The sequence below is a fragment of the Cupriavidus sp. D384 genome (assembly GCF_001652915.1).
Taxonomy (GTDB): domain Bacteria; phylum Pseudomonadota; class Gammaproteobacteria; order Burkholderiales; family Burkholderiaceae; genus Cupriavidus.
The window spans coordinates 1-19,605 of the sequence record NZ_BBQI01000094.1 but is presented as its reverse complement, the minus strand read 5'-3'; the positions used below and the strand labels follow the sequence as shown (position 1 = coordinate 19,605).

The following is a 19,605-nucleotide window of genomic DNA, read 5'->3' as shown; positions in this document are numbered from 1 at the left end:
TTCGATGAGGGCTCCGGGTAATCCCTTGCCAAGTCAACGATCGCCGGGCAGGGCGCCCGGCGATGTGGATCAGCCGGCCGGCCTGGCGGCTTCTGCCGCATCCATGGCCTGGTCGCTCTGGCGCAGCAGTGCGGCGACGAGGTCGGACTGCGTGACCATGCCTACCACGCGGTTGCGTTCGTCCAGCACCGGCACGTGGTGCAGGCCGCCGTCCGAGAACGCCTGGGCCAGGCTGACGATGGGATGCTCGGCGCGTGCGGTGACCACGGCACGGGTCATCAGGTCGCGCACCGCACCATTGACACGGCGGGAGTTCACGCGATATGCGCGGAAGAAATCACTTTGCGTCAGGATGCCAAGCAGGCGGCGCTGACGATCCACCACGGGCAGGGCCTTGATGTGATGGCGCGTCATCAACGCCGAGGCATCGGCGGCCAGCTGGCCCGGACGCACCGACACCACGTCGCGCGACATGATGTCGCCGCAGAGCACTTCGCCAAACCGGCGCGAATGCGCGCGCAGTTCGGCGGCCACCAGGATGGCCTCGAGATCGTCTTCCTCGATGTCCAGGAACTCGCCGCGTGCCGTCAGCACCGCATCGAGGTCGGCCCGGGTAAAGCCCACGCGCTTGCTGGGCGGCAAGTCCTTCGTGTGATGCTGCGCGGCCGGCTCGGGCGGGCGGTGCGGGTAGCGGCGCCGGGCGACGTTGTTGAAGGCCAGCGCGGTCAGCAGCAGCAGCATCGAATTGATGGCCACCGGGATCACCACGAAGCCGAAGCCCATCGCTTGCACGGCCGGCCCGCCAAACACGGCGGTCACGGCCACCGCGCCGCTGGGCGGGTGTATGCAGCGCAACTGGAACATCAGCGCAATGGCGCCGGCCACCGCCACGCCGGCGGCCAGGCCGGGGTCTGGGATCCACTTCGCGCAGGCCACGCCCACGGTGGCGGCCACCAGGTTGCCGCCGATGATCGACCATGGCTGCGCAAGTGGACTGGACGGCACGCCGAACAGCAATACGGCCGAAGCGCCCATCGGCGCGATAAACCACGGGTTGAATCCCAGCAGGAACTGACGGCAGATCCATTCGGTCAGCGCCAGGCCGATCAGGGCTCCCAGGCAACTCTTTAGCCGCTCGCGCCAGCTGGCGGCGATGGGCATGGGGACAAATGTGCGCAGCCAGGCACGGGCCTCGGCGACGGATGAGGTCGGGTCGAATGCAGCAGGCATCGAAAGCGGGGGCGGCTTTTGAGGGTTGGGGGCGGCACGGCGCATTGGCCGGGCAGGCGTCGTGGCGCATTGGCCCGAGCCCGGCAATGTATCACAGCATGATATATTGCGCAGGCTGTACTCCGTATCATCCCAGCCGCCCCCGGCTTTCGTCCATGTCAAAACATTCCGCATTGCACCATTCCGACAAGCGCGACTACGCCGTCAACGGCCGCCTGCCCATGCTGGCAGGCATCGCGCTGGTCATCGGCGGCATCAGTACCGGCGCAGCATTTGTACTGGTCAACCTGATCCACTTTTTCACCAATCTTTTCTTTTTCCAGACCCTGTCGTTCGCCGAGCGCTCTCCGGCGCACCATGCGCTGGGGCCCTGGGTTATCGCCATACCGGCGCTGGGCGGGCTGATCGTGGGCCTGATGGCGCGCTACGGCAGCGACAAGATTCGCGGCCATGGCATTCCCGAGGCCATCGAGGCCGTGCTGTTCGGCAAGAGCAAGATGTCGCCGAAGGTGGCGGTGCTCAAGCCGCTGTCGTCGGGCATCGTGATCGGCAGCGGTGGCCCGTTCGGCGCCGAGGGGCCGATCATCATGACGGGCGGCTCGATTGCGTCGCTGCTGGCCCAATACCTGCACCTGACCGCCGCCGAACGCAAGACGCTGCTGGTGGCCGGTGCCTGCGCAGGCATGACGGCGATCTTCGGCACGCCCGTGGCAGCGGTGCTGCTGGCGATCGAACTGCTGCTGTTCGAGCTGCGTCCGCGCAGCCTGCTGCCGGTGGCGCTGGCGTGCGCCGTGGCCGGCTTCCTGCGGCCCTTCGTGTTCGAGTCGGGCCCGCTGTTCCCGCTGCAGACGGCGGCGGCCGGCACCGTGGCCCTGGGCTCGTGCGTGCTGGCGGGGCTGCTGTGCGGCGTGCTGGGCGCGGTCCTGACGCTGGCGCTGTATCGCACCGAGGATGCCTTCAGCAAGCTGCGCCTGCACTGGATGTGGTGGCCGGCCATTGGCGGCCTGGTGGTGGGCATCGGCGGTTACTTCGAACCGCGCGCGCTGGGGGTGGGTTACGACGTCATTGGCGACCTGCTCAACAACCGGCTTGCCATCGAGGTGGCGGTGGCGCTGCTGGCGGTCAAGGCCGTGATCTGGATCGCCGCGCTGGGCTCGGGCACGTCGGGCGGGGTGCTGGCGCCGCTGCTGATGCTCGGCGCCGGCCTGGGCGTGGTGCTGGGCCCGTTCCTGCCGGGCGGCTCGCCGGGGCTGTGGGCGCTGGTCTGCATGGCCGGCGTGCTGGGCAGCGTGCTGGGCGCACCGCTGACCGCCATCGTGTTCGCGTTTGGCCTGACGCATGACAGCGAGGCCCTGCTGCCGCTGCTGCTGACCACGGCAGTGGCCTACGGCTTCTCGGTGCTGACGATGAAGCGCGGCATCATGACCGAGAAGATTGCGCGCCGCGGCCTGCACATCTACCGGGAATACGGGGTCGACCCGCTGGAGCGCTCGCACGTGGAAGACCTGATGACGCGCGACGTGGTGACGATCGACGCCGGCGTGCCGGTGGCCGTGGCCCTGGAGCGCCACTTTGGCAGCCATGCCGCGCATCGCGCCTATCCGGTGGTGGCCGAAGGGCGGGTGCTGGGCATGCTCCATCGCGCGGCCATCACGGCCGCCCATGCCGGCGACGATGCCGGCCTGCGCTGCGGCGACCTGATTGCGGCCGGGCAGGGCACCGGCGGCGTCAGGGACATCGAAAAGGGAACGCCCACCGTGCTGCTGCCATCGCAGACGGGCCGCGCCGCGGCGGGACAGATGGCGGCACTGAGCGTGGCACGCATGCCGGTCGTCGACAGCCTGGCCACCATGCGGCTGGTCGGCATCGTATCGCTACGAGACCTGCTGGCGCCCAGCGAGCACGCGTTGCACGAGGAAACGCACCGTGAACGCCTGCGCGGCACCGCACAGGCTCCGGTGCGTCAGGGCTCCTGATCCGCTCCTACAGCTTGTAGCTCGACAGCAGGATGCTGGTCTCGGTGGCCGAAATGCCATCGACCAGCCGGATCCGGTCGAGCGTGCGATCGAACTGCTCCAGCGTATCGGCGCGCAGTTCGGCAATGATGTCCCAGCGGCCGTTGGTCGTATGCAGCGTCTGCACGTTGGGATCGCCACGCAGCGCCTGCAGCACCTGGCGCGCCTTGTTGCCTTCCACGGCCACCGTCATCCAGGCGCGGATGCGGTGCGGTTCGGCCTCCGGCTTGAGCCACACCGTATAGCCGACGATCTGGCCTTCCTTCTCCAGTTTCTCGATCCGGTTCTGCACCGTGGCGCGCGAGACGCGCAGCGCCTTTGCAAGTGCCGTCACCGGCGTGCGCGCATTGTCGCGCAGCAGGCCCAGCAGCTGTCGATCGGTCGCATCCATCGCGTTTTCTCCGGCAGAACTTGGCAAATTGCCAGCCAATGCCGACAAATTGTCAGGCGACCATAGCAATTTGTCCAGTTTGCTAACTATTCGTTGGCGCTGGCGGGCAGGAGAATGCACTCACGACACCGCCATCCGAAAACAGAGGAGAGCCCCGTGACCGATCGCCCGACCAATCACCCGACTATCCGTCCACCCATCCGCCCGACCATCCTGCTGGTTGCGCCCACGTTCTACGACGTGTCGTACAGCATCAATCCGTGGATGGACCCCGCCGCGTGGGCCCGCGACCCGGGCGGCATGCATCGCCGCGCGCTGGCGTCGTTCGATGCGCTGCACGATGCGCTGGGCCGTTCCGGCTTTGCAGTTGAAGTGGTGCAGGGCGTGGCGGGCCAGCCCGACATGGTGTTTCCGGCCAACGCGGCCGTGGTGCTCGATGGCAAGGCGGTGCTGGCGCGCTTTCGCTACCCGCAACGGCGCGGCGAGGAACAACCGTTCGCGGCCATCTTCGACGATCTGCGTGCGCGGGGCCTGATCGACAGCGTGGCGCGGCTGCCCGACGGCTGTTTTCAGGAAGGCGCGGGCGACTGCATCTGGGACGCGCGGCGCGGCCATTTCTGGGCGGGCTTCGGGCCGCGCTCGTCGCGAGAGGCTGCCGATGCCATGGCCCGCGAGTTCGACCAGGAAGTGGTGGCGCTGGAACTGGCCACCGAGCAGAGCTATCACCTCGACGTGTGCTTCTGTCCGCTCTCGGGCGGCGAAGTGCTGTACTACCCTCCGGCCTTTACCGACAACGCGCTGCGGACGCTGCGCGCGCGCGTGCCGGTAGCCCAGCGCATCGAGGCCACCGAGGACGATCTGCGCCACTTCAGCGTGAATGCCGTCAACCTTGACGATCACGTGGTGATGACGCGCACCACATCGCATTTACGCCATGAACTGGGCCGCCGCGGGTATCGGCTGCACGAGGTGGACCTGACACCGTACATGCTGTCGGGCGGCGGGGCATATTGCATGACGCTGCGGCTCGACCGCGCCAGCGCGCCCATGCGGCGTGCCGCTGCGGCATGACCGGAGATGCGCCATGAAAACGAACGCGAAACTGGAAACGAAACAGCAGGGGAGCCTGCTGACGCGCTTTCTCGATGCGGGCGATGCCGCCGCGCTGGTGCGCAACGTGGGCGTGCAGCAGGCCATCGTGCAGGTGGCAGGGTGCGTGCGCGACGACTTCCTGCGCTGGCAAGAATTTGAGAAATCTGCGAGGTTGGCGAGCCATTCGACGGTGGGTGTGATCGAACTGATGCCAGTCAGCGACGGCAAGCGATTCGCCTACAAGTACGTCAACGGGCATCCGGGCAACGCGAAGTTCGCGCTGCCCACTGTCATGGCGTGCGGCATGCTGGCCGATGTGCAGACCGGCTTTCCGCTGCTGCTGGCCGATCTGACGCTCGCCACGGCGCTGCGCACCGCGGCCACTTCCGCGCTGGCTGCGCAGGCCATGGCACGTCCCGGGGCCCGCACGATGGCGCTGATCGGCAACGGCGCGCAGGCCGAATTCCAGTCGCTGGCGTTCCATGCGTTGGCGGGGATCGGCACCGTACGGGCCTTCGATATCGATCCATCGGCCACGGAGCGCCTGGCGCGCAATCTGGAGAAAGTACCAGGTCTGGAGATCGTGCCGGTGCGATCGGTGCGCGATGCGCTGGCTGGCGCCGAAATCGTGACCACGGTCACCGCCGACAAGACGCGCGCGACCATTCTTACGCCTGACATGGTGCAACCGGGCATGCATTTGAATGCCGTGGGTGGCGACTGTCCCGGCAAGACCGAGTTGCACGTCGACATCCTGCGCAACGCGCGGATCGTGGTGGAGTATGCGCCCCAGTCGCGCATCGAAGGCGAGATCCAGCAATGGCCGGAGGCGCCCGTCAGCGAGTTGTGGCAAGTGCTGTCCGGCGCGGCACCTGGCCGCACCCGCGCCGACGAGGTGACCGTCTTCGATTCGGTCGGCTTTGCACTGGAGGATTATTCGGCGCTGCGCTGGTTGCATGCGGCTGCCGGTGCGCGCGACGCCGGCCGCTTCGTGGCGCTCGTTGCCATGCCCCCGGACCCGCGCGATCTCTATGGCTGGATGATGGCGTCCGACGCCAGGGTCATGGCCGGGCAGGCGCGCGAGGCCGCCGAATCCGTCTGAAGGCTGCCACGATAAAAAACGGCCCGGGCACTGTGTGTCCGGGCCGTTGCACATCGAACCTTAACGAAATCTTAAGCGCCTGCGCGTCCCATCATCAGTTGGGCACGCAGGAAGCCCTTGATTTCCTCAAGCGAGGGTGTCTTGAGGAACACCATGATGCCCCATTGCTGCAGGGCGTCAGCCACGCCGTCGTAGGCCTGGCGATTGGTGATGACCGCAAAGATCACGCGTTGCCGCGAGAAGAAATTCTGCAGTTTCTCGATCGTGGCCGATTCCGCGTCGTTGAGTTCCTCCACGTAGTAGAGCACCACGCGAGGGCGCGAATCGACGGAAGTAATCACCGTGTCCACCACGTCCTCCAGCACCTGGGTCTTCAGCGGCAGCGACCATTTACCCAGCTGGGCGCTGATGCGTTGCGCTTCGGTATGGTTAGGGTGGAACACCACGAGATCGAGATTGTGCTCGACGCCAGCTTCCGGGATGGCGCGGTTTGCCAGCAGCCGATGCACGGTTTCCTTGTGGATACGCCTGTGGCCGCCATTGGTTTTCCAGGCGCCAAGTTCACCACGTTCCACCATTTTCTGGACGGTGCCCAGCGATACGTTGAGAAGTTTTGCAGCGGTTCGCGTGCTGTAGTACGGCTTTTCAGCCAGTTCTGGATCCAGTTTCATCCAATCACCCGTAGTGTCGATCAGCAGCACAGCACGACTGGCGAACTGCACGGGCGTCCTCGGACACGCCACGTCGGTCAAATGACCGGGCTGCTGTTTTTACTGACCCTGATGTTTTCGACCTGCTCCCGGCCGGTCTTTGTTGCTCTGTTGCTGTTTCCTGTTGACGTAGCAACGGCTTCAGGAGGCCGTGCACGTTTGCTGCAAGGGCGATCTGTTGTTCGCCTTTCCGCGAGCCGCAGCGACGCTTGTGGCGTTGCCCGCTTGCCGGATGCCAATAGTATGGCTTCAAGATGATTCGTTGCTACAGGGAAAGCAATGATTGGCGTCACACTTTTGTTGTTTAACGAACATCGTTGCAATTCGGTAGACAGCGATGGACAAACAGTATGACGCTTAACATTTATGCCGCAGGCGTCGCGTACAGGTTCACAGACACCGTACGCGGCAAGCAGGTTCCCAGGTTATATACATTTGACACATTTGCGCCTTGGGCGTTGCGTTTAGTTTGCGGTGCCGGTCGACAGGCCGTACTTGCGGACCTTGTCGAACAGCGTGGTCTTTGCCACGCCCAGGGCTTCGCCGGCACGCGTGAGGTTGCCCGCGTGGCGTCGCAATGCATCGGCAATCAGCGCTCGCTCGAACTGCTCCACGGCCTGTGGCAGTGGCATTGCCTCGGGTGCGGCGCCGCCCTGCGCGGGATCGCAGCCCAGCCCAAGGGCATGGCGCTCGGCCAGGTTGCGCAGCTCGCGCACATTGCCGGGCCACGGGTAGGCCACCAGCGCCGCCAGTTCGGCGGGCGTGGGCGGCACGGCCTCGCGCTCGAAGCGCAACGCGGCCTGTGCCAGAAAGTGTTCGAACAGCAACGGCACGTCCTCGCGCCGTTCGCGCAGCGGCGGCAATTCGAGCGTGACCACGTTCAGGCGATAGTAGAGATCGGCACGGAACTGGCTGGCGTCGGCCAGCGCGCGCAGGTCGGCCTTGGTGGCCGCCACCACCCGCGTGTTGACGGGCACCGGCTGGTTGGACCCAAGCCGTTCCACCACACGCTCCTGCAGCACGCGCAGCAGCTTGATCTGCATCGGCATCGGCATGCTCTCGATTTCGTCGAGGAACAGCGTGCCGCCTTCCGCATGCTCGATCTTGCCGATACGGCGCTTGGCCGCACCCGTGAACGCGCCGGCCTCGTGTCCGAAGATTTCCGATTCGAACAGTTGTTCGGGCAGGCCGCCACAGTTGATCGGCACGAAATGCTTTGCACGACGGCCGCTGGCTTCGTGCAGGCAGCGCGCCACCAGTTCCTTGCCGGTGCCGGTTTCGCCGTGGATCAGCACGTTGGCCGCCGTGTCGCCGATGCCGGCGATCATCTGGCGCAGCCGCTCGATGGCCGGCGAATGACCGATCAGCCGTGCGGCCAGGCCCTCGCGGCCCGCCAGGCGCGCCCGCAGGTCGGCCACTTCCAGGGCCAGCCTGCGCTTGTCCAGCGCACGCCGGCAGGTAGCCACGAGCCGTTCCGGCGAGAACGGCTTTTCAAGAAAGTCGTAGGCCCCTTGTTTCATTGCCTGTACCGCCAGCGAGACATCGCCATGGCCGGTGATCATGATCACGGGCAATGCCGGGTCGCGCGTGCCGAGTTGGCGCAGCAGGGCCATGCCATCGGCGCCGGGCAGATGGATGTCGCTGACGACGATGCCGGCAAAGCCAGCCTCCACCTCGCGCAGCGCCGCTTCCGCGCTGCCCACGGCGCGCGTGGCGATGCCTTCGAGCTTCAACGCCTGTTCGCAGCCCAGCCGCACATCGGCATCGTCCTCGACGACCATCACCGTCAGCGCGGCGGGCCTGCCGGCGGCTTCGATGACTTCGATCGGTTCAGCCGACATGGCGCAGTTCCTCGGTAGCTCGCGGCAGCGCCACCGTGAAGCAGGCGCCGCCGTCGGGATGATTGATCGCGGTCAGGTTCCCGCCGTTCTCGCTCAGGATGCCGGCCGACAGCGTCAGGCCCAGCCCCAGCCCTTCGCCGGCGGGCTTGGTCGTGAAGAACGGCTCGAACAGTCGCGCAAACGCGGTTTCGGACAGCCCCGTGCCGTTGTCGCGCACGGTCAGGTGGACCATGCCGCCCGACTCGTATGCGTGCAGCGACAGGTGCGGTCTGGGCTGGCCCTTCAGCGCGTCCAGCGCATTGCCGATCAGGTTGACCAGCACCTGTTCCAGCCGGTTCGGATCGCAGCGCACGGCCAGGTGCGCGTCGATGTCGCGGTCGATGCGCGGGGCCACGTCCGCCACGCGCGTTTCCAGCAGGAACAGCGCGTTGTCCACCGCATCGGCCAGCCGGGCGCTATGGCGCTGGCCGGCGGCCGGATTGCGCGCGAACGACTTCAGCGCGCCGGTGATCCGGCCCATGCGTTCCACCAGGCCGATCATGCGGTCCAGGTTGCCTTGCGCGGTGTCGTAGTCGCCGTGGGCGATGAACTTGCCCGTATTGCCGGACAGTGTGCGCAGGGCCGCCAGCGGCTGGTTCAGTTCGTGGGCGATGCCGGCGGACATCTGTCCCACGGCGGCCAGCTTGCCGGCCTGCATCAGCCCGTCCTGCGCCTGGCGCAGATAGTTTTCCGTCCGGATCCGCTCGCTGACCTCGGCCTGCAGCTGCTGGTTGGTGCTGGACAGGTCGGCGGTGCGCTCGGCCACCTTGCGTTCCAGCTCGCTGTTGGCGGCCTCCAGCGCGGCGCGCGCGGCCAGCCGTTCGCCCACGATGCGCCGCCGCACATTCCACGCGGCGCCCAGCAGCAGCACGAAGGCGGCCAGCACGCCGGCCAGCGCGGCGCTGTTGAGCGCGGCCACGCGCGCCTGCGACGTATTGGTCAGCAGCGTGAGGTCCCAGTCGGTGCCTGGCAGGGCCAGGTGCTGGGCCAGCATCGGCGGGCCCTGGCGCAGCCGCACCAGCGCGTCGCCGCCCTGCGACGGCCCATTGGCCAGCGGCCGCACGGTGCTCAGCGCGAGCTGGGGCAGCGGGGCGCGGTTGTATTGCAGGCTGTGGTCCAGCCGGGCGCGCTGGTCGTCCGACAGCGGTCGCAGTGCGGCAAGCTTCCACGAGGGGTCCGATGCCAGGATCACCACCCCGTTCTCGTCGGCCAGCAGCATCTGGCTGTCGTTGCCCTGCCAGCGGTTTTCCAGCGGTTCCAGGCCGATCTTGACCACGGCCACGCCAACCGGGCGGTCGCGGTCGCCCAGCGGGGCCGACAGGTAGTAGCCCGATTCGCTGCGCGTGGTGCCCACGCCGTAGAAGCGTCCCAGCTGGCCTTCGATGGCGGCCCGGAAGTACGGGCGGAAGCTCAGGTCTTCGCCCAGGAAGCTGTCCGGCCGCTGGTAGTTGCTGGTGGCCAGCACCTTGCCGCGAGCGTCCAGCAGGTAGATGACGCGCGTGCCCGCGCGGCCGTTCAGGGCCGCCAGGTAGGCATTGGCCTGCGCCACGCGCTCGGGCGAGGCGGGCTGGCGCAGCAGGGCGTCGATGCGCGCGTCCAGCGAAAGCAGGCTCGGCACGTAGTCGTAGCGGGCCAGTTCGCTTTCCAGTGCCTGGGCGTACAGCCGCATCTGCACCTGGCCGCGCTCGGCCTGGCGGGTCAGGGCGGCGTCGTAGGTATAGCGATAGCCCAGCCAGCCTGCTCCGGTGACCAGCACGGCCAGCGCGAGCAGGGCGACAAAGGGGACAAACCGGCGCCAGGGCGAGAACGATGCCTGGCCGCCGTCGGAGGGGGACACGATCATGCGGATTCTGGAATGCGGACGCTGCCGTGTGGCGTATCGGGCAGTTGATGTGGCCGGAAGGCCACTCGGGGGTTGCGCGGCACGTTTCGGCAAGGCGACGTTTTACCACAGCCGGCGGTACGGCAGCCCGAACTGCCGCCCCGGACCTCACCCGTTCGGGTCAGGGTGCGGACTGCCGCCCAGGATTCCCGCGCGAGGCCGTAAACGCAAAAAGGCCCGGCAGCCTGATCGGCAGCCGGGCCCTGGCACGCCTGAGCCAGCTTACTTGCTGGCCAGAGCCTGAACGGGTGTCAGGCCGGTGTCGTCAGTCGAGGTATCTGCCTCGTCAGACAATTCCGGCGCGCCAATCGCGTTCTCGCTTTTGGCGACAACGGTTGTGGCAATGGCGTTGCCAAGCACATTGGTAACGGTGCGGCCCATGTCCAGGACATGGTCGATGCCCAGCACCAGCAGGATGCCGGCCTCGGGCAGCCCGAACATCGGCAACACGGCGGCCACCACCACCAGCGATGCGCGCGGCACGCCGGCGATGCCCTTGCTGGTCACCAGCAGCACCAGCAGCATCGTGATCTGCTGCGACAGCGACAGCTGGATGCCGTACACCTGCGCCACGAACAGCGCGGCGAAGGACGTGTACATGATCGAGCCGTCCAGGTTGAACGAATAGCCCAGCGGCAGCACGAAGTTGGTGATGCGGCTCTTCACGCCAAAACGGTTCAGCTGGTCGATGACCTTCGGATAGGCCGATTCGCTGCTGGCCGTGGCAAAGCCGATCATCAGCGGCGCGCGCAGCTGGCGGATCAGCTTGAAGATGTCGCGGCCCAGGAAGTAGTAGCCCCCGGCGATCAATGCGATCCACAGCAGCGCCAGCGACAGGTACACGCTGCCCAGCAGCTTGGCGTACACCACCAGCACGCCCAGGCCCTGCGAGGTGATCACGGCCGCCACGGCGCCGAACACGCCCAGCGGCGCAAACGCCATCACATAGTTGGTGACCTTCAGCATGATGTGGCCCAGGCCGTCGATGGCGGCCAGCACGGGCTTGCCCACGCCGTCCTTGAGCGTGCCCAGCGCGAAGCCGAAGAACAGCGAGAACACCACGATCTGCAGCACCTCGTTGGTCGCCATGGCCTCGACAAAGCTCTTCGGGAACATGTGGGCCACGAAGTCGCGCAGGTTCAGCGAGCCGGTCTTCAGGTTCGATGCGGCGTCGGCGGCCGGCAGCGGCAGGTTCATGCCGTGGCCCGGAGCCAGCACGTTGGCCATCAGCAGGCCCAGCAGCAGCGACGTGATCGACGCGGCCATGAACCAGGCCATGGCCTTCAGGCCGATGCGGCCGACGGTCTTGCCGTCGCCCATGCTGGCAATGCCCGATACCAGCGTGGCGAACACCAGCGGGCCGATGATCATCTTGATCATCCGCAGGAACACGTCGGTCAGGATCGACAGGTGATCGGCGATCGACTTGGCCGTGGCGGCGTCAGGCGCCATGTTATGCGCGGCACTGCCGACGATCACGCCGAGCAGCATCGCAATGAAAATCAGGGTTGGCAGTCGTTTTGTCATCGTGGGTACATCCTCCTTTGTGCCGGACCGGGTGCGCGAAGCTGCCTTGGGGGCGGGCTGCGCGGCCGGGGCCGGATGTCATACGGCGGCGGCTAGATTGCACGACCCGTGCCAGCGCAGTTGCACCTGGATACAGATGTAAAACGATGAATACAAAGGGATTTTTGGCGTGGCGCAGACGCACGGTTCGGAAATCCGGACGTGACGCGCCAAACGCCGTCCGGATTTCCGAACGGCCCGGGCGGGAAAAGTGGGCTCCGGCGCATGCTGCACTGCGGGAAGTCCCGCGCCGGCTGAAGCCGGATCAGGCCGGCAGGCCCTCGCAGGTGTCGAGAAAGGCCTCCAGCGGCATCGGCTTGCCAATGGCGTAGCCCTGCGCATAGTCCACCCCGATTGCACGCAGCGTATGGAGCGTGCCCTCGTCCTCGACCCATTCGGCCACGGTACGCACGCCCAGCCGGTGGCCGATGTCGTTGATCGAGCTGACGATCTCGCGATCCACGGCGTTGCGCGCCAGGTTGCGGATAAAGCTGCCGTCGATCTTGAGATAGTCCACCGGGAACTGCTTCAGGTAGGCGAACGACGACAGGCCGGCGCCGAAGTCGTCGAGCGCCACGGTGCAGCCGGCGCTGCGCATGTCGGCCACCACGCGGCTGGCGGCGGTCATGTTGTTGATCAGCGCGGTCTCGGTGATTTCCAGCCGGATGCGGTCGGCCGGCAGGGCCGAGTCTTCCAGCGCGGCGTGCAGGAACGGCAGCAGGAACGGCTCGCCCAGCGAGTTGGCCGACAGGTTGATCGACACCGACAGCCCTGGCACGCCTGCCAGCCGTTCGCCGTACTGCTGCAGCACGTTGCGGATCACCCAGCGGTCGATATGGCCCATCAGGTCGTAGCGTTCGGCGGCCGGGATAAACGCGCCCGGCATGATCAGCGTGCCCTGTTCGTCCACCATGCGCACCAGGATTTCCACGTGGCGCGAATCGTCCTCGGCCGGACGCAGCGAGCGGATTTCCTGCGCGTACAGCCGGAAGCGGTTGGCTTCCAGCGCCGAATGGATGCCGGCGGCCACCTCCAGTTCGCGATGATGGCGCCGCGCGTCGCTTTCGTCGCGGCGATAGACCGACACGCGGTTGCGCCCGGCCGCCTTGGCCGCGTAGCAGGCCACGTCGGCGCGGCTCATCAGTTCGCTGACCGGCGGCACGTCGTTGTCGATGGCGGCGATGCCGATGCTGGCGCCCACGTCGTAGACGCGGCCATTCCACGGAAAGCGCCGCTCGCGCACGGCGTCGATCACCTTCATGCAGACCTGCTCGGCGTGTTCGATGCTGCAGTCCTTGAGCAGCAGTGCGAATTCGTCGCCGCCCAGGCGTGCCAGCAGGTCGTCGGGCCGCACCTGGTGGCGGATCACGTAGCCCAGTTCGCGCAGCAGCACGTCGCCGGCGCCGTGGCCGGCCGTGTCGTTGACGATCTTGAAGCGGTCCAGGTCGATAAAGCAGAGCGCGGCCCGATGGCCGTGCAGGCGGGCGTTCTCGCAGGCCTCGCGCAGCCGTTTTTCGAACCAGGCCCGGTTGGGCAGGCCGGTCAGCGCGTCGTGCGTGGCCGAATGGGCCAGTTCGCGCTGCAGCGCGCGCGACGTGGTGATGTCCTGGAACACCAGCACCGCGCCCAGCACGCTGCCGTCGTTGGCCAGCACGGGCGCGGCAGAATCCTGCACGTCATGGCGCTCGCCGGTCAGGCTCTGCAGCACGGCGCCTTCCTGCAGGTAGGCTGGGCGCAGCGTTTCCAGGCATTGCTCGACGGGGCTTGGGATGACCAGGTCGGTGTCCTCGTCGACGATGCGGAACACCTGTTCCAGCGGCTGGCCCATGGCGGCGTCCATGCTCCAGCCGGTGAGCTGCTCGGCAATCGGATTCATGAAGGTCACGCGCATGACGCGATCGGTGCAGATCACCGCGTCGCCAATCGAGCGCAGCGTGATGTGCAGGCGCTCCTTTTCCTCGAACAGCGCCCGGTTCAGGTTGCGCTGCTCGGTGATGTCCCAGTTGGTGCCCACCAGCGCCCGCGTGGTGTCGTCCTCGTGGCGCGAGATGGTTGCCATGGCGCGCACGTGGCGGATCTCGCCGGTGGGCCGCACCACGCGGTATTCGGTGTCGAAGCGGCGCACGCCCCGGATGGCCTGGCGCATTTCGGTGCTGACGCGGCTCACGTCCTCGGGGTGGACCATCGCGATCCACTGGGCCAGCGTGGGCGGGCCAAGCTCCGGCGGGGTGCCGTGCAGCGCGTGCATGCGGGTGTCCCACGTGATCGACGCCTGCGTGAAGTCCCACTCCCAGATGCCCACGCCGCCCGCTTCAACGGCCAGCTGGGTGCGGCGCGTGAGCTGTTCCAGCTGTTCCTGCGCCAGCTTGCGCGTGTGGATATCTTCCACCTGCGCGATGAAATGGTCGGGCTGCCCGGTGTTGTCGTCGCGCACCAGCGACACCGCCAGCAGCGTCCACAGGTAGTGGCCGTTCTTGTGGCGGTAGCGCTTTTCCAGGCGATACGAGTCGATCTCGCCGGCAAGCAGCCGTTCTACCAGCCGCAGGTCGGCGGCGAGGTCATCGGGGTGGGTCATCAGCTGGAACGGCAGGTCGCGCAGTTCGTCGGCGCTGTAGCCCAGCAGTTCGATCATGGCGCGGTTGACCATCAGCCAGCGCCCGTCGATGCCTACCAGCGCCATGCCGATGGCCGAATGCTCCAGCGCCTGGCGGAAGCGCCGTTCGCTGCTGCGCAGTTCCAGCCGGCCCTTGCGATTCTGCTCGGTCATGAACGCGGTGCAGACCGGGAACACCATGACCAGTGCCCCGGACAGCGGTATCGTGCGCGAGGCCAGGAATTCGGTGCCCGATGCCAGGCCGATGCACTCGGCGGCCACCGCCGACAGCAGCGTCAGCAGCGCGGTGGCAAACGGATTGCTGGCCAGCGCGACGATGACCAGCGGCAGCGACATCACCACGAACGGATCGTGGCCGGCGCGGATGGCGCCTGCGCCAATCGCCACGCACAGCGCAAACAGCCCGGCCAGCCGCAGCAGCATGGGGCGCTGGCAGGTGGCGCGCACCCGTTCGCGCGACAGCGACACCATCAGCGGCAGCAGGATCACCATGCCGATGGCGCCGGCATTCCACCAGTTCCACCAGACCTTTGGGAATGGCGTGTCATAGCGCGCCGAGATGACCAGGGCGCCCAGCAGGCCGCTCAGGGCCGGCCCCACCGTCGAGGCAATGCCCAGGGTCAGCGCGAAGGTGGCCAGTTGACCGGTGCGGGCCAGCGCCTGGCGGCCGACCATCACCTGCAGCAGCATGGCCGACCCGGCCAGTTCCACCAGGTTGGCCGCCGAAAGCAGCAGGGCGGCCCCCACCGGATGACCGGCGCCAAGCACGTCGGCAACGATATTGGAGACCAGCATGGTTGCCAGCAGCGCCGGCGCCTCGCGGGTGGGGCGGTGCAGCAGCATGCCCAGGCCAAAGGCGTTGGCCAGCCACACGGCCGCCGCGTGGCCCGGAATGCGCGCCAGCCACAGCCCGGCCAGGGCCAGGACGAAGTAGCCCGCTGCCGCCAGCAGTAGCGGGCGCCAGTTGCCAGGGCGTGCCATGGGCGGGAAGTTCGAAGGGGGCGCGGCCCTGTCAGGCGTCATCAGATTCGGGTTTCCTGGGGCGCGCCTGGCGCGCCGAAAGCCATGCGGGCGGGGATGCAATGGTCGCACCCTGCCCAGCGTAGGTGGCACTGTAGTCGCGCCTGGCGGAATCTGACGGCCGGGATAGGGGCAAGTGCATGGCTTTGTTGGGGCTGGCGTCGCAGGCTGAAAGCTGGTATGGCGGCCGACGCCGGTCGCATCCCCCGGACTGGCGGCGCCTGCGTAGCTTCTGTACGATCCCGCACGGAACACAAGGCGCGCGCCCGTTTCAATCGGGTGGCGCAATCTGCGCTTTCTCGATGGCCGCTCACGGGGGACACCCATGGACGTCAAGCGATTCTTCCGCATCGCCAGCTCCGCGCTGGTTGCCTTCGTGGTGTTCGTGGTGCTGGCCGTGGGCAGCACCTACTGGTGGGGCGGCCGCAAGCTCCAGCGCAGGATCGACGTGGCCGTCCAGCCCGTGGCGATACCGGCCGACGCCACGGCCATCGCCCATGGCAGGTATCTCTATGAGTCGCGCGGCTGCGCGGACTGCCACGGCGCCCGGGGCGCCGGCCGCCAGGTGTTCGACGAATCCAACGGCTTCCGGGTGTTTGCGCCCGACCTGACGCGCGCCAATCCCGATATCGACAAATACCAGGCCCAGGACTGGGACCGCGCCATCCGGCACGGCGTGGCACCGTCGGGCCGCCCGCTGCTGGTGATGCCGAGCGAGGACTACAACCGGCTGTCGAACGACGACTTTGGCGCGCTGGTGGCCTATGTCCGGAGCCTGCCGCCCGGCCCGGGCCGGCCCGGCGAGGTGCACCTGCCGTGGTTTATCCAGGGGATGTACGGCGCCGGCGTGATCCAGGACGCGGCCGAGAAGATCGATCACAGCCTGCCACCGGCCGCGCCGGTGGTGGCAGCCGTGAACGTGCAGTACGGCGCCTACGTGGCCAATTCGTGCAAGGGTTGCCACGGGGCCGAACTGCGCGGTGGCCATATCCCCGGGGCGCCACCGGACTGGCCGTCCGCCGCCAACCTGCAGCCGGGCGGGGCAATGAAGGCCTACCCCGAGGCCAGCCAGTTCGTGACCATGATGCGTACCGGCAAACGGCCCGACGGCACCGACGTCAGCCGCGTGATGCCGTTCACCGCCTTCGGGAAAATGAACGACACCGACCTGCAGGCGCTATATCTGTTCCTCAGCCAGAAATAATCCCGGTTATGGTGCGCACAGCATGATGTGAGCAAGGCTGCGCAAGCTTTTCATATTTCTACTATGCTCCACGGGTTCGCCGGGTGGCCAGGGATTGTCTTTGCCATTGGCCCGGCGTGACACGCGAATAACCGACTGGGCCAAGCACCCAAGGAGCATCCCCCAAATGACCACCCTCACCCTCAACGGCAAGACCGTGGAGGTGGACGCCGATCCGTCCACGCCACTGTTGTGGGCCCTGCGCGACAACCTCGGCATGACCGGCACCAAGTTCGGTTGTGGCATGGCCGCGTGTGGCGCCTGTACGGTCCATATCAACGGGCAGGCCACGCGCAGCTGCGTGATGCCGATCTCGGCCACGGCCGGCAGCAAGATCAACACGATTGAAAGCATGGGCGACGACCCGGTCGGCAAGGCCGTGCTGGCGGCATGGCTCAAGCATGACGTGGCCCAGTGCGGCTACTGCCAGAACGGCCAGGTGATGAGCGCCGTGGGCCTGCTGCGCAGCAAGCCGCGGCCCACCGATGCCGATATCGACCAGGCCATGGCCGGCAACGTCTGCCGCTGCGGCACCTATCAACGGATTCGCGCGGCGATCAAGGACGCCTCGCGCGCCATCGCTGTCAAGGCATAAGGGGCCGCCATGCGTATTCGAGGTATTGAAGCCCTGGCGGGCGGCAGCGGTGCGCCCGCTGCGCAAGGGGTGGCCGCAGGCACGCTGTCGCGGCGCAGTTTCCTGAAGCTGTCGGGTCTGGCGGGCGGCGGGTTTGCACTGGGCATCGTCGGCATGGACGCCGCGCTGGCCCAGCAGGCGCCGGCCAAGGCGGTGGCACCGCCGCAGGCATTCCTGACGATCGCGCCGGACAACACGGTGACCATCGCCGTGAACCGGCTCGAATTCGGCCAGGGCGTGCATACGGCGCTGCCGATGGCGCTGGCCGAGGAGCTCGACGTCGACTGGAAGAACGTGCGCGCCATCCTGGCGCCAGCCGGCGACGCGTACAAGGACCCGATGTTCGGCATCCAGATGACCGGCGGGTCGACGGCACTGAACCATTCGTTCGAGCAGTACCGCGAGCTGGGCGCGCGGGCGCGGGCCATGCTGATTGGCGCTGCCGCGCAGAAGTGGGAGGTGGATCCGGCCAGCTGCACCGCGTCGATGGGCGTGGTCACGTCGGGCAACAACCGCGCCACCTATGGCGAACTGGCACAGGCGGCCATGGGCCTGCAGGTGCCGGCCCAGGTCAAGCTCAAGGACCCGGCCCAGTTCCGCATCGTCGGCAAGCCCACGCCGCGCCTGGACGCCGCTTCGAAGCTGCACGGCGACGCGGTGTTCGGCATGGATGTCCGGCTCAAGGACATGATGGTGGCGGTGGTGGCCCACCCGCCGCGCTTCGGCGGCAAGGTCAAGTCGTTCAACGCGGACAAGGCGCGCAAGATCAAGGGCGTGGCCGATGTGATGCTGGTGAACACCGACCGTGGCGGTTCGGGCGTGGCGGTGGTGGCCGACGGCTACTGGCCGGCCAAGACCGCGCGCGACGCACTGGAGATCGTGTGGGAAGACACGGGCTCCACGGTCAGCACGGCCGCGCTGTTCGACCAGTTCAGCAAGCTGGCTACGCAGCCGGGCATCGTGGCGAAGCCGCTCGAAGGGGGCAACATCGACACCGCGCTGTCGGGCGCGGCCAGGGTCATCGACGCCGAGTATCGCGTGCCGTACCTGGCCCACGCGCCGATGGAGCCGCTGAACTGCACGCTGCAACCCGAGGTGGCCGGCAACAAGGTGACCGCCGTCAAGGTGTGGGTGGGCTCGCAGTTCCAGACCATCGACCAGGGCGCCATCGCCCGCACGCTGCAGCTGACGCCCGAGAAGGTCACGCTGAACACGATGATGGCCGGCGGTGGCTTCGGCCGCCGCGCCGTGCCCACATCGGACTACCTCGTGGAATCGGCCAATGTGCTGCGCGCCTGGGTGGCAAACGGCCATACCGAGCCGGTCAAGGTGATGTGGAGCCGCGAGGACGACATCAAGGGCGGCTACTACCGTCCGCTGCACGTGCACCGCGCCCGTATCGGCGTGGACGCGCAGGGCAAGGTCGTGGGCTGGCAGCACACGATCGTCGGCCAGTCGATCATCACCGGCACGCCGTTCGAGCCGATGATGGTCAAGAACGGCGTGGACGCCACGATGACCGAAGGCATCGTCGAGAACGACTACGACCTGCCGCTGCAGGTGCACGTGCATCACCCGAAGGTGGATGTGCCGGTGCTGTGGTGGCGCTCGGTGGGCAACACGCATACGGCGTTCGTCAAGGAAACGCTGGCCGACGAAATGGCCACGGCCGCCAGGCAGGACCCGGTCGCCTGGCGCCTGGCGCGCCTGGACGAAAAGAAGCACGCACGCCATCGCGCCGCGCTGCAGCTGGCCGTGGACAAGTCGGGCTACGGCAAGAAGAAGCTGCCGAAGGGCCATGCCTGGGGCGTGGCCGTGCACGAGTCGTTCGGCTCGGTGGTGGCCTATATCGTCGACGTGTCGGTGGTGAAGGGCGAGCCGCGCGTGCATCATGTGACGGCCGGCGTGCATGCCAATCGTGTGGTCAATCCGCTGAGCGCCGAGGCGCAGGTCCAGGGCGGCTGCGTGTTCGGGCTGTCGATGATCAAGCCGGGCTTTGCCATCGAGATGGAAAACGGCATGGTCAAGAACAGCAACTTCCCCGACTATCCGCCGCCGCGCATGCCTGACGCCCCGGTGGTGGACGTGTTCTTCGTGCCGTCGAACGACAACCCGACCGGCCTGGGCGAACCGGGCACGCCCGGCATTGCGCCGGCCGTGGCCAATGCGCTGTTCCGCCTCACGGGCAAGCGCCAGCGGCAATTGCCGTTCGTGATGGCCTGAGGC

General features: G+C 67.3%; 13 protein-coding genes. 6 read left to right on the top strand and 7 right to left on the bottom strand.

Annotated features, from left to right (window positions below; all coding sequences use genetic code 11):
* Positions 1–69 precede the first annotated feature (69 nt).
* A complete protein-coding gene (locus A9J21_RS22225; RefSeq protein WP_066739332.1) occupies positions 70–1,230 on the bottom strand; it encodes an HPP family protein in 1,161 nt (386 codons plus the stop codon).
* A 155-nt stretch (positions 1,231–1,385) separates the two neighbouring features.
* Here A9J21_RS22225 and A9J21_RS22220 point away from each other — a divergent pair, with 155 nt between their 5' ends.
* On the top strand, positions 1,386–3,206 hold the full coding sequence (locus A9J21_RS22220) for a chloride channel protein (protein WP_066739331.1): 1,821 nt from the start codon (positions 1,386–1,388) through the stop codon (positions 3,204–3,206).
* A 7-nt stretch (positions 3,207–3,213) separates the two neighbouring features.
* Here A9J21_RS22220 and A9J21_RS22215 read toward each other — a convergent pair whose 3' ends face one another.
* Positions 3,214–3,636 (bottom strand): Lrp/AsnC family transcriptional regulator, encoded by a 423-nt coding sequence (locus A9J21_RS22215; RefSeq protein ID WP_066739330.1) that lies wholly within the window; start codon positions 3,634–3,636, stop codon positions 3,214–3,216.
* A gap of 156 nt (positions 3,637–3,792) precedes the next feature.
* Here A9J21_RS22215 and A9J21_RS22210 point away from each other — a divergent pair, with 156 nt between their 5' ends.
* Positions 3,793–4,707 carry a dimethylarginine dimethylaminohydrolase family protein gene (locus A9J21_RS22210; protein ID WP_231907009.1) on the top strand — a complete coding sequence of 305 codons (915 nt, stop codon included), beginning with the start codon at positions 3,793–3,795 and terminating at the stop codon, positions 4,705–4,707.
* A 13-nt stretch (positions 4,708–4,720) separates the two neighbouring features.
* Positions 4,721–5,830, top strand: a complete 1,110-nt coding sequence (locus A9J21_RS22205; RefSeq protein ID WP_066739329.1) for an ornithine cyclodeaminase — start codon at positions 4,721–4,723, stop codon at positions 5,828–5,830.
* 71 nt (positions 5,831–5,901) lie between these two features.
* Here the strand turns inward: A9J21_RS22205 and A9J21_RS22200 are convergent, their stop codons facing one another.
* From A9J21_RS22200 to A9J21_RS22180, 5 genes are all read right to left on the bottom strand, one after another.
* A complete protein-coding gene (locus A9J21_RS22200) occupies positions 5,902–6,501 on the bottom strand; it encodes a helix-turn-helix domain-containing protein (RefSeq protein ID WP_066739394.1) in 600 nt (199 codons plus the stop codon).
* A gap of 503 nt (positions 6,502–7,004) precedes the next feature.
* Positions 7,005–8,381: a sigma-54 dependent transcriptional regulator gene (locus A9J21_RS22195; protein WP_066739328.1), complete on the bottom strand. Its 1,377-nt coding sequence runs from the start codon at positions 8,379–8,381 to the stop codon at positions 7,005–7,007.
* Positions 8,371–10,263 carry an ATP-binding protein gene (locus A9J21_RS22190; protein ID WP_066739327.1) on the bottom strand — a complete coding sequence of 631 codons (1,893 nt, stop codon included), beginning with the start codon at positions 10,261–10,263 and terminating at the stop codon, positions 8,371–8,373. The genes A9J21_RS22195 and A9J21_RS22190 overlap by 11 nt, the downstream gene beginning before the upstream one ends.
* A gap of 261 nt (positions 10,264–10,524) precedes the next feature.
* Positions 10,525–11,829 carry a dicarboxylate/amino acid:cation symporter gene (locus A9J21_RS22185; RefSeq protein ID WP_066739326.1) on the bottom strand — a complete coding sequence of 435 codons (1,305 nt, stop codon included), beginning with the start codon at positions 11,827–11,829 and terminating at the stop codon, positions 10,525–10,527.
* A gap of 304 nt (positions 11,830–12,133) precedes the next feature.
* Positions 12,134–15,463, bottom strand: coding sequence for a diguanylate cyclase (locus A9J21_RS22180; RefSeq protein WP_404851406.1), 3,330 nt, complete (start codon positions 15,461–15,463; stop codon positions 12,134–12,136).
* Positions 15,464–15,827: 364 nt separating this feature from the next.
* Between A9J21_RS22180 and A9J21_RS22175 the strand changes: the two genes are divergently transcribed.
* From A9J21_RS22175 to A9J21_RS22165, 3 genes are all read left to right on the top strand, one after another.
* Positions 15,828–16,706: a c-type cytochrome gene (locus A9J21_RS22175; protein ID WP_066739324.1), complete on the top strand. Its 879-nt coding sequence runs from the start codon at positions 15,828–15,830 to the stop codon at positions 16,704–16,706.
* Between the two features lie 166 nt (positions 16,707–16,872).
* A complete protein-coding gene (locus A9J21_RS22170; RefSeq protein WP_066739323.1) occupies positions 16,873–17,340 on the top strand; it encodes a (2Fe-2S)-binding protein in 468 nt (155 codons plus the stop codon).
* Between the two features lie 9 nt (positions 17,341–17,349).
* Positions 17,350–19,602 (top strand): xanthine dehydrogenase family protein molybdopterin-binding subunit, encoded by a 2,253-nt coding sequence (locus A9J21_RS22165; protein WP_066739322.1) that lies wholly within the window; start codon positions 17,350–17,352, stop codon positions 19,600–19,602.
* The last annotated feature ends 3 nt before the right edge of the window (positions 19,603–19,605 follow it).

What these genes read in the sequence shown, in the direction of transcription:
- A9J21_RS22170 (WP_066739323.1), top strand. Translation starts at nt 16,873, where the DNA reads ATGACCACCCTCACCCTCAACGGCAAGACCGTGGAGGTGGACGCCGAT.
- A9J21_RS22195 (WP_066739328.1), bottom strand. Translation starts at nt 8,381, where the DNA reads ATGTCGGCTGAACCGATCGAAGTCATCGAAGCCGCCGGCAGGCCCGCC.
- A9J21_RS22215 (WP_066739330.1), bottom strand. Translation starts at nt 3,636, where the DNA reads ATGGATGCGACCGATCGACAGCTGCTGGGCCTGCTGCGCGACAATGCG.
- A9J21_RS22205 (WP_066739329.1), top strand. Translation starts at nt 4,721, where the DNA reads ATGAAAACGAACGCGAAACTGGAAACGAAACAGCAGGGGAGCCTGCTG.
- A9J21_RS22200 (WP_066739394.1), bottom strand. Translation starts at nt 6,501, where the DNA reads ATGAAACTGGATCCAGAACTGGCTGAAAAGCCGTACTACAGCACGCGA.
- A9J21_RS22220 (WP_066739331.1), top strand. Translation starts at nt 1,386, where the DNA reads ATGTCAAAACATTCCGCATTGCACCATTCCGACAAGCGCGACTACGCC.
- A9J21_RS22185 (WP_066739326.1), bottom strand. Translation starts at nt 11,829, where the DNA reads ATGACAAAACGACTGCCAACCCTGATTTTCATTGCGATGCTGCTCGGC.
- A9J21_RS22175 (WP_066739324.1), top strand. Translation starts at nt 15,828, where the DNA reads ATGGACGTCAAGCGATTCTTCCGCATCGCCAGCTCCGCGCTGGTTGCC.
- A9J21_RS22190 (WP_066739327.1), bottom strand. Translation starts at nt 10,263, where the DNA reads ATGATCGTGTCCCCCTCCGACGGCGGCCAGGCATCGTTCTCGCCCTGG.
- A9J21_RS22165 (WP_066739322.1), top strand. Translation starts at nt 17,350, where the DNA reads ATGCGTATTCGAGGTATTGAAGCCCTGGCGGGCGGCAGCGGTGCGCCC.
- A9J21_RS22180 (WP_404851406.1), bottom strand. Translation starts at nt 15,463, where the DNA reads ATGGCACGCCCTGGCAACTGGCGCCCGCTACTGCTGGCGGCAGCGGGC.
- A9J21_RS22225 (WP_066739332.1), bottom strand. Translation starts at nt 1,230, where the DNA reads ATGCCTGCTGCATTCGACCCGACCTCATCCGTCGCCGAGGCCCGTGCC.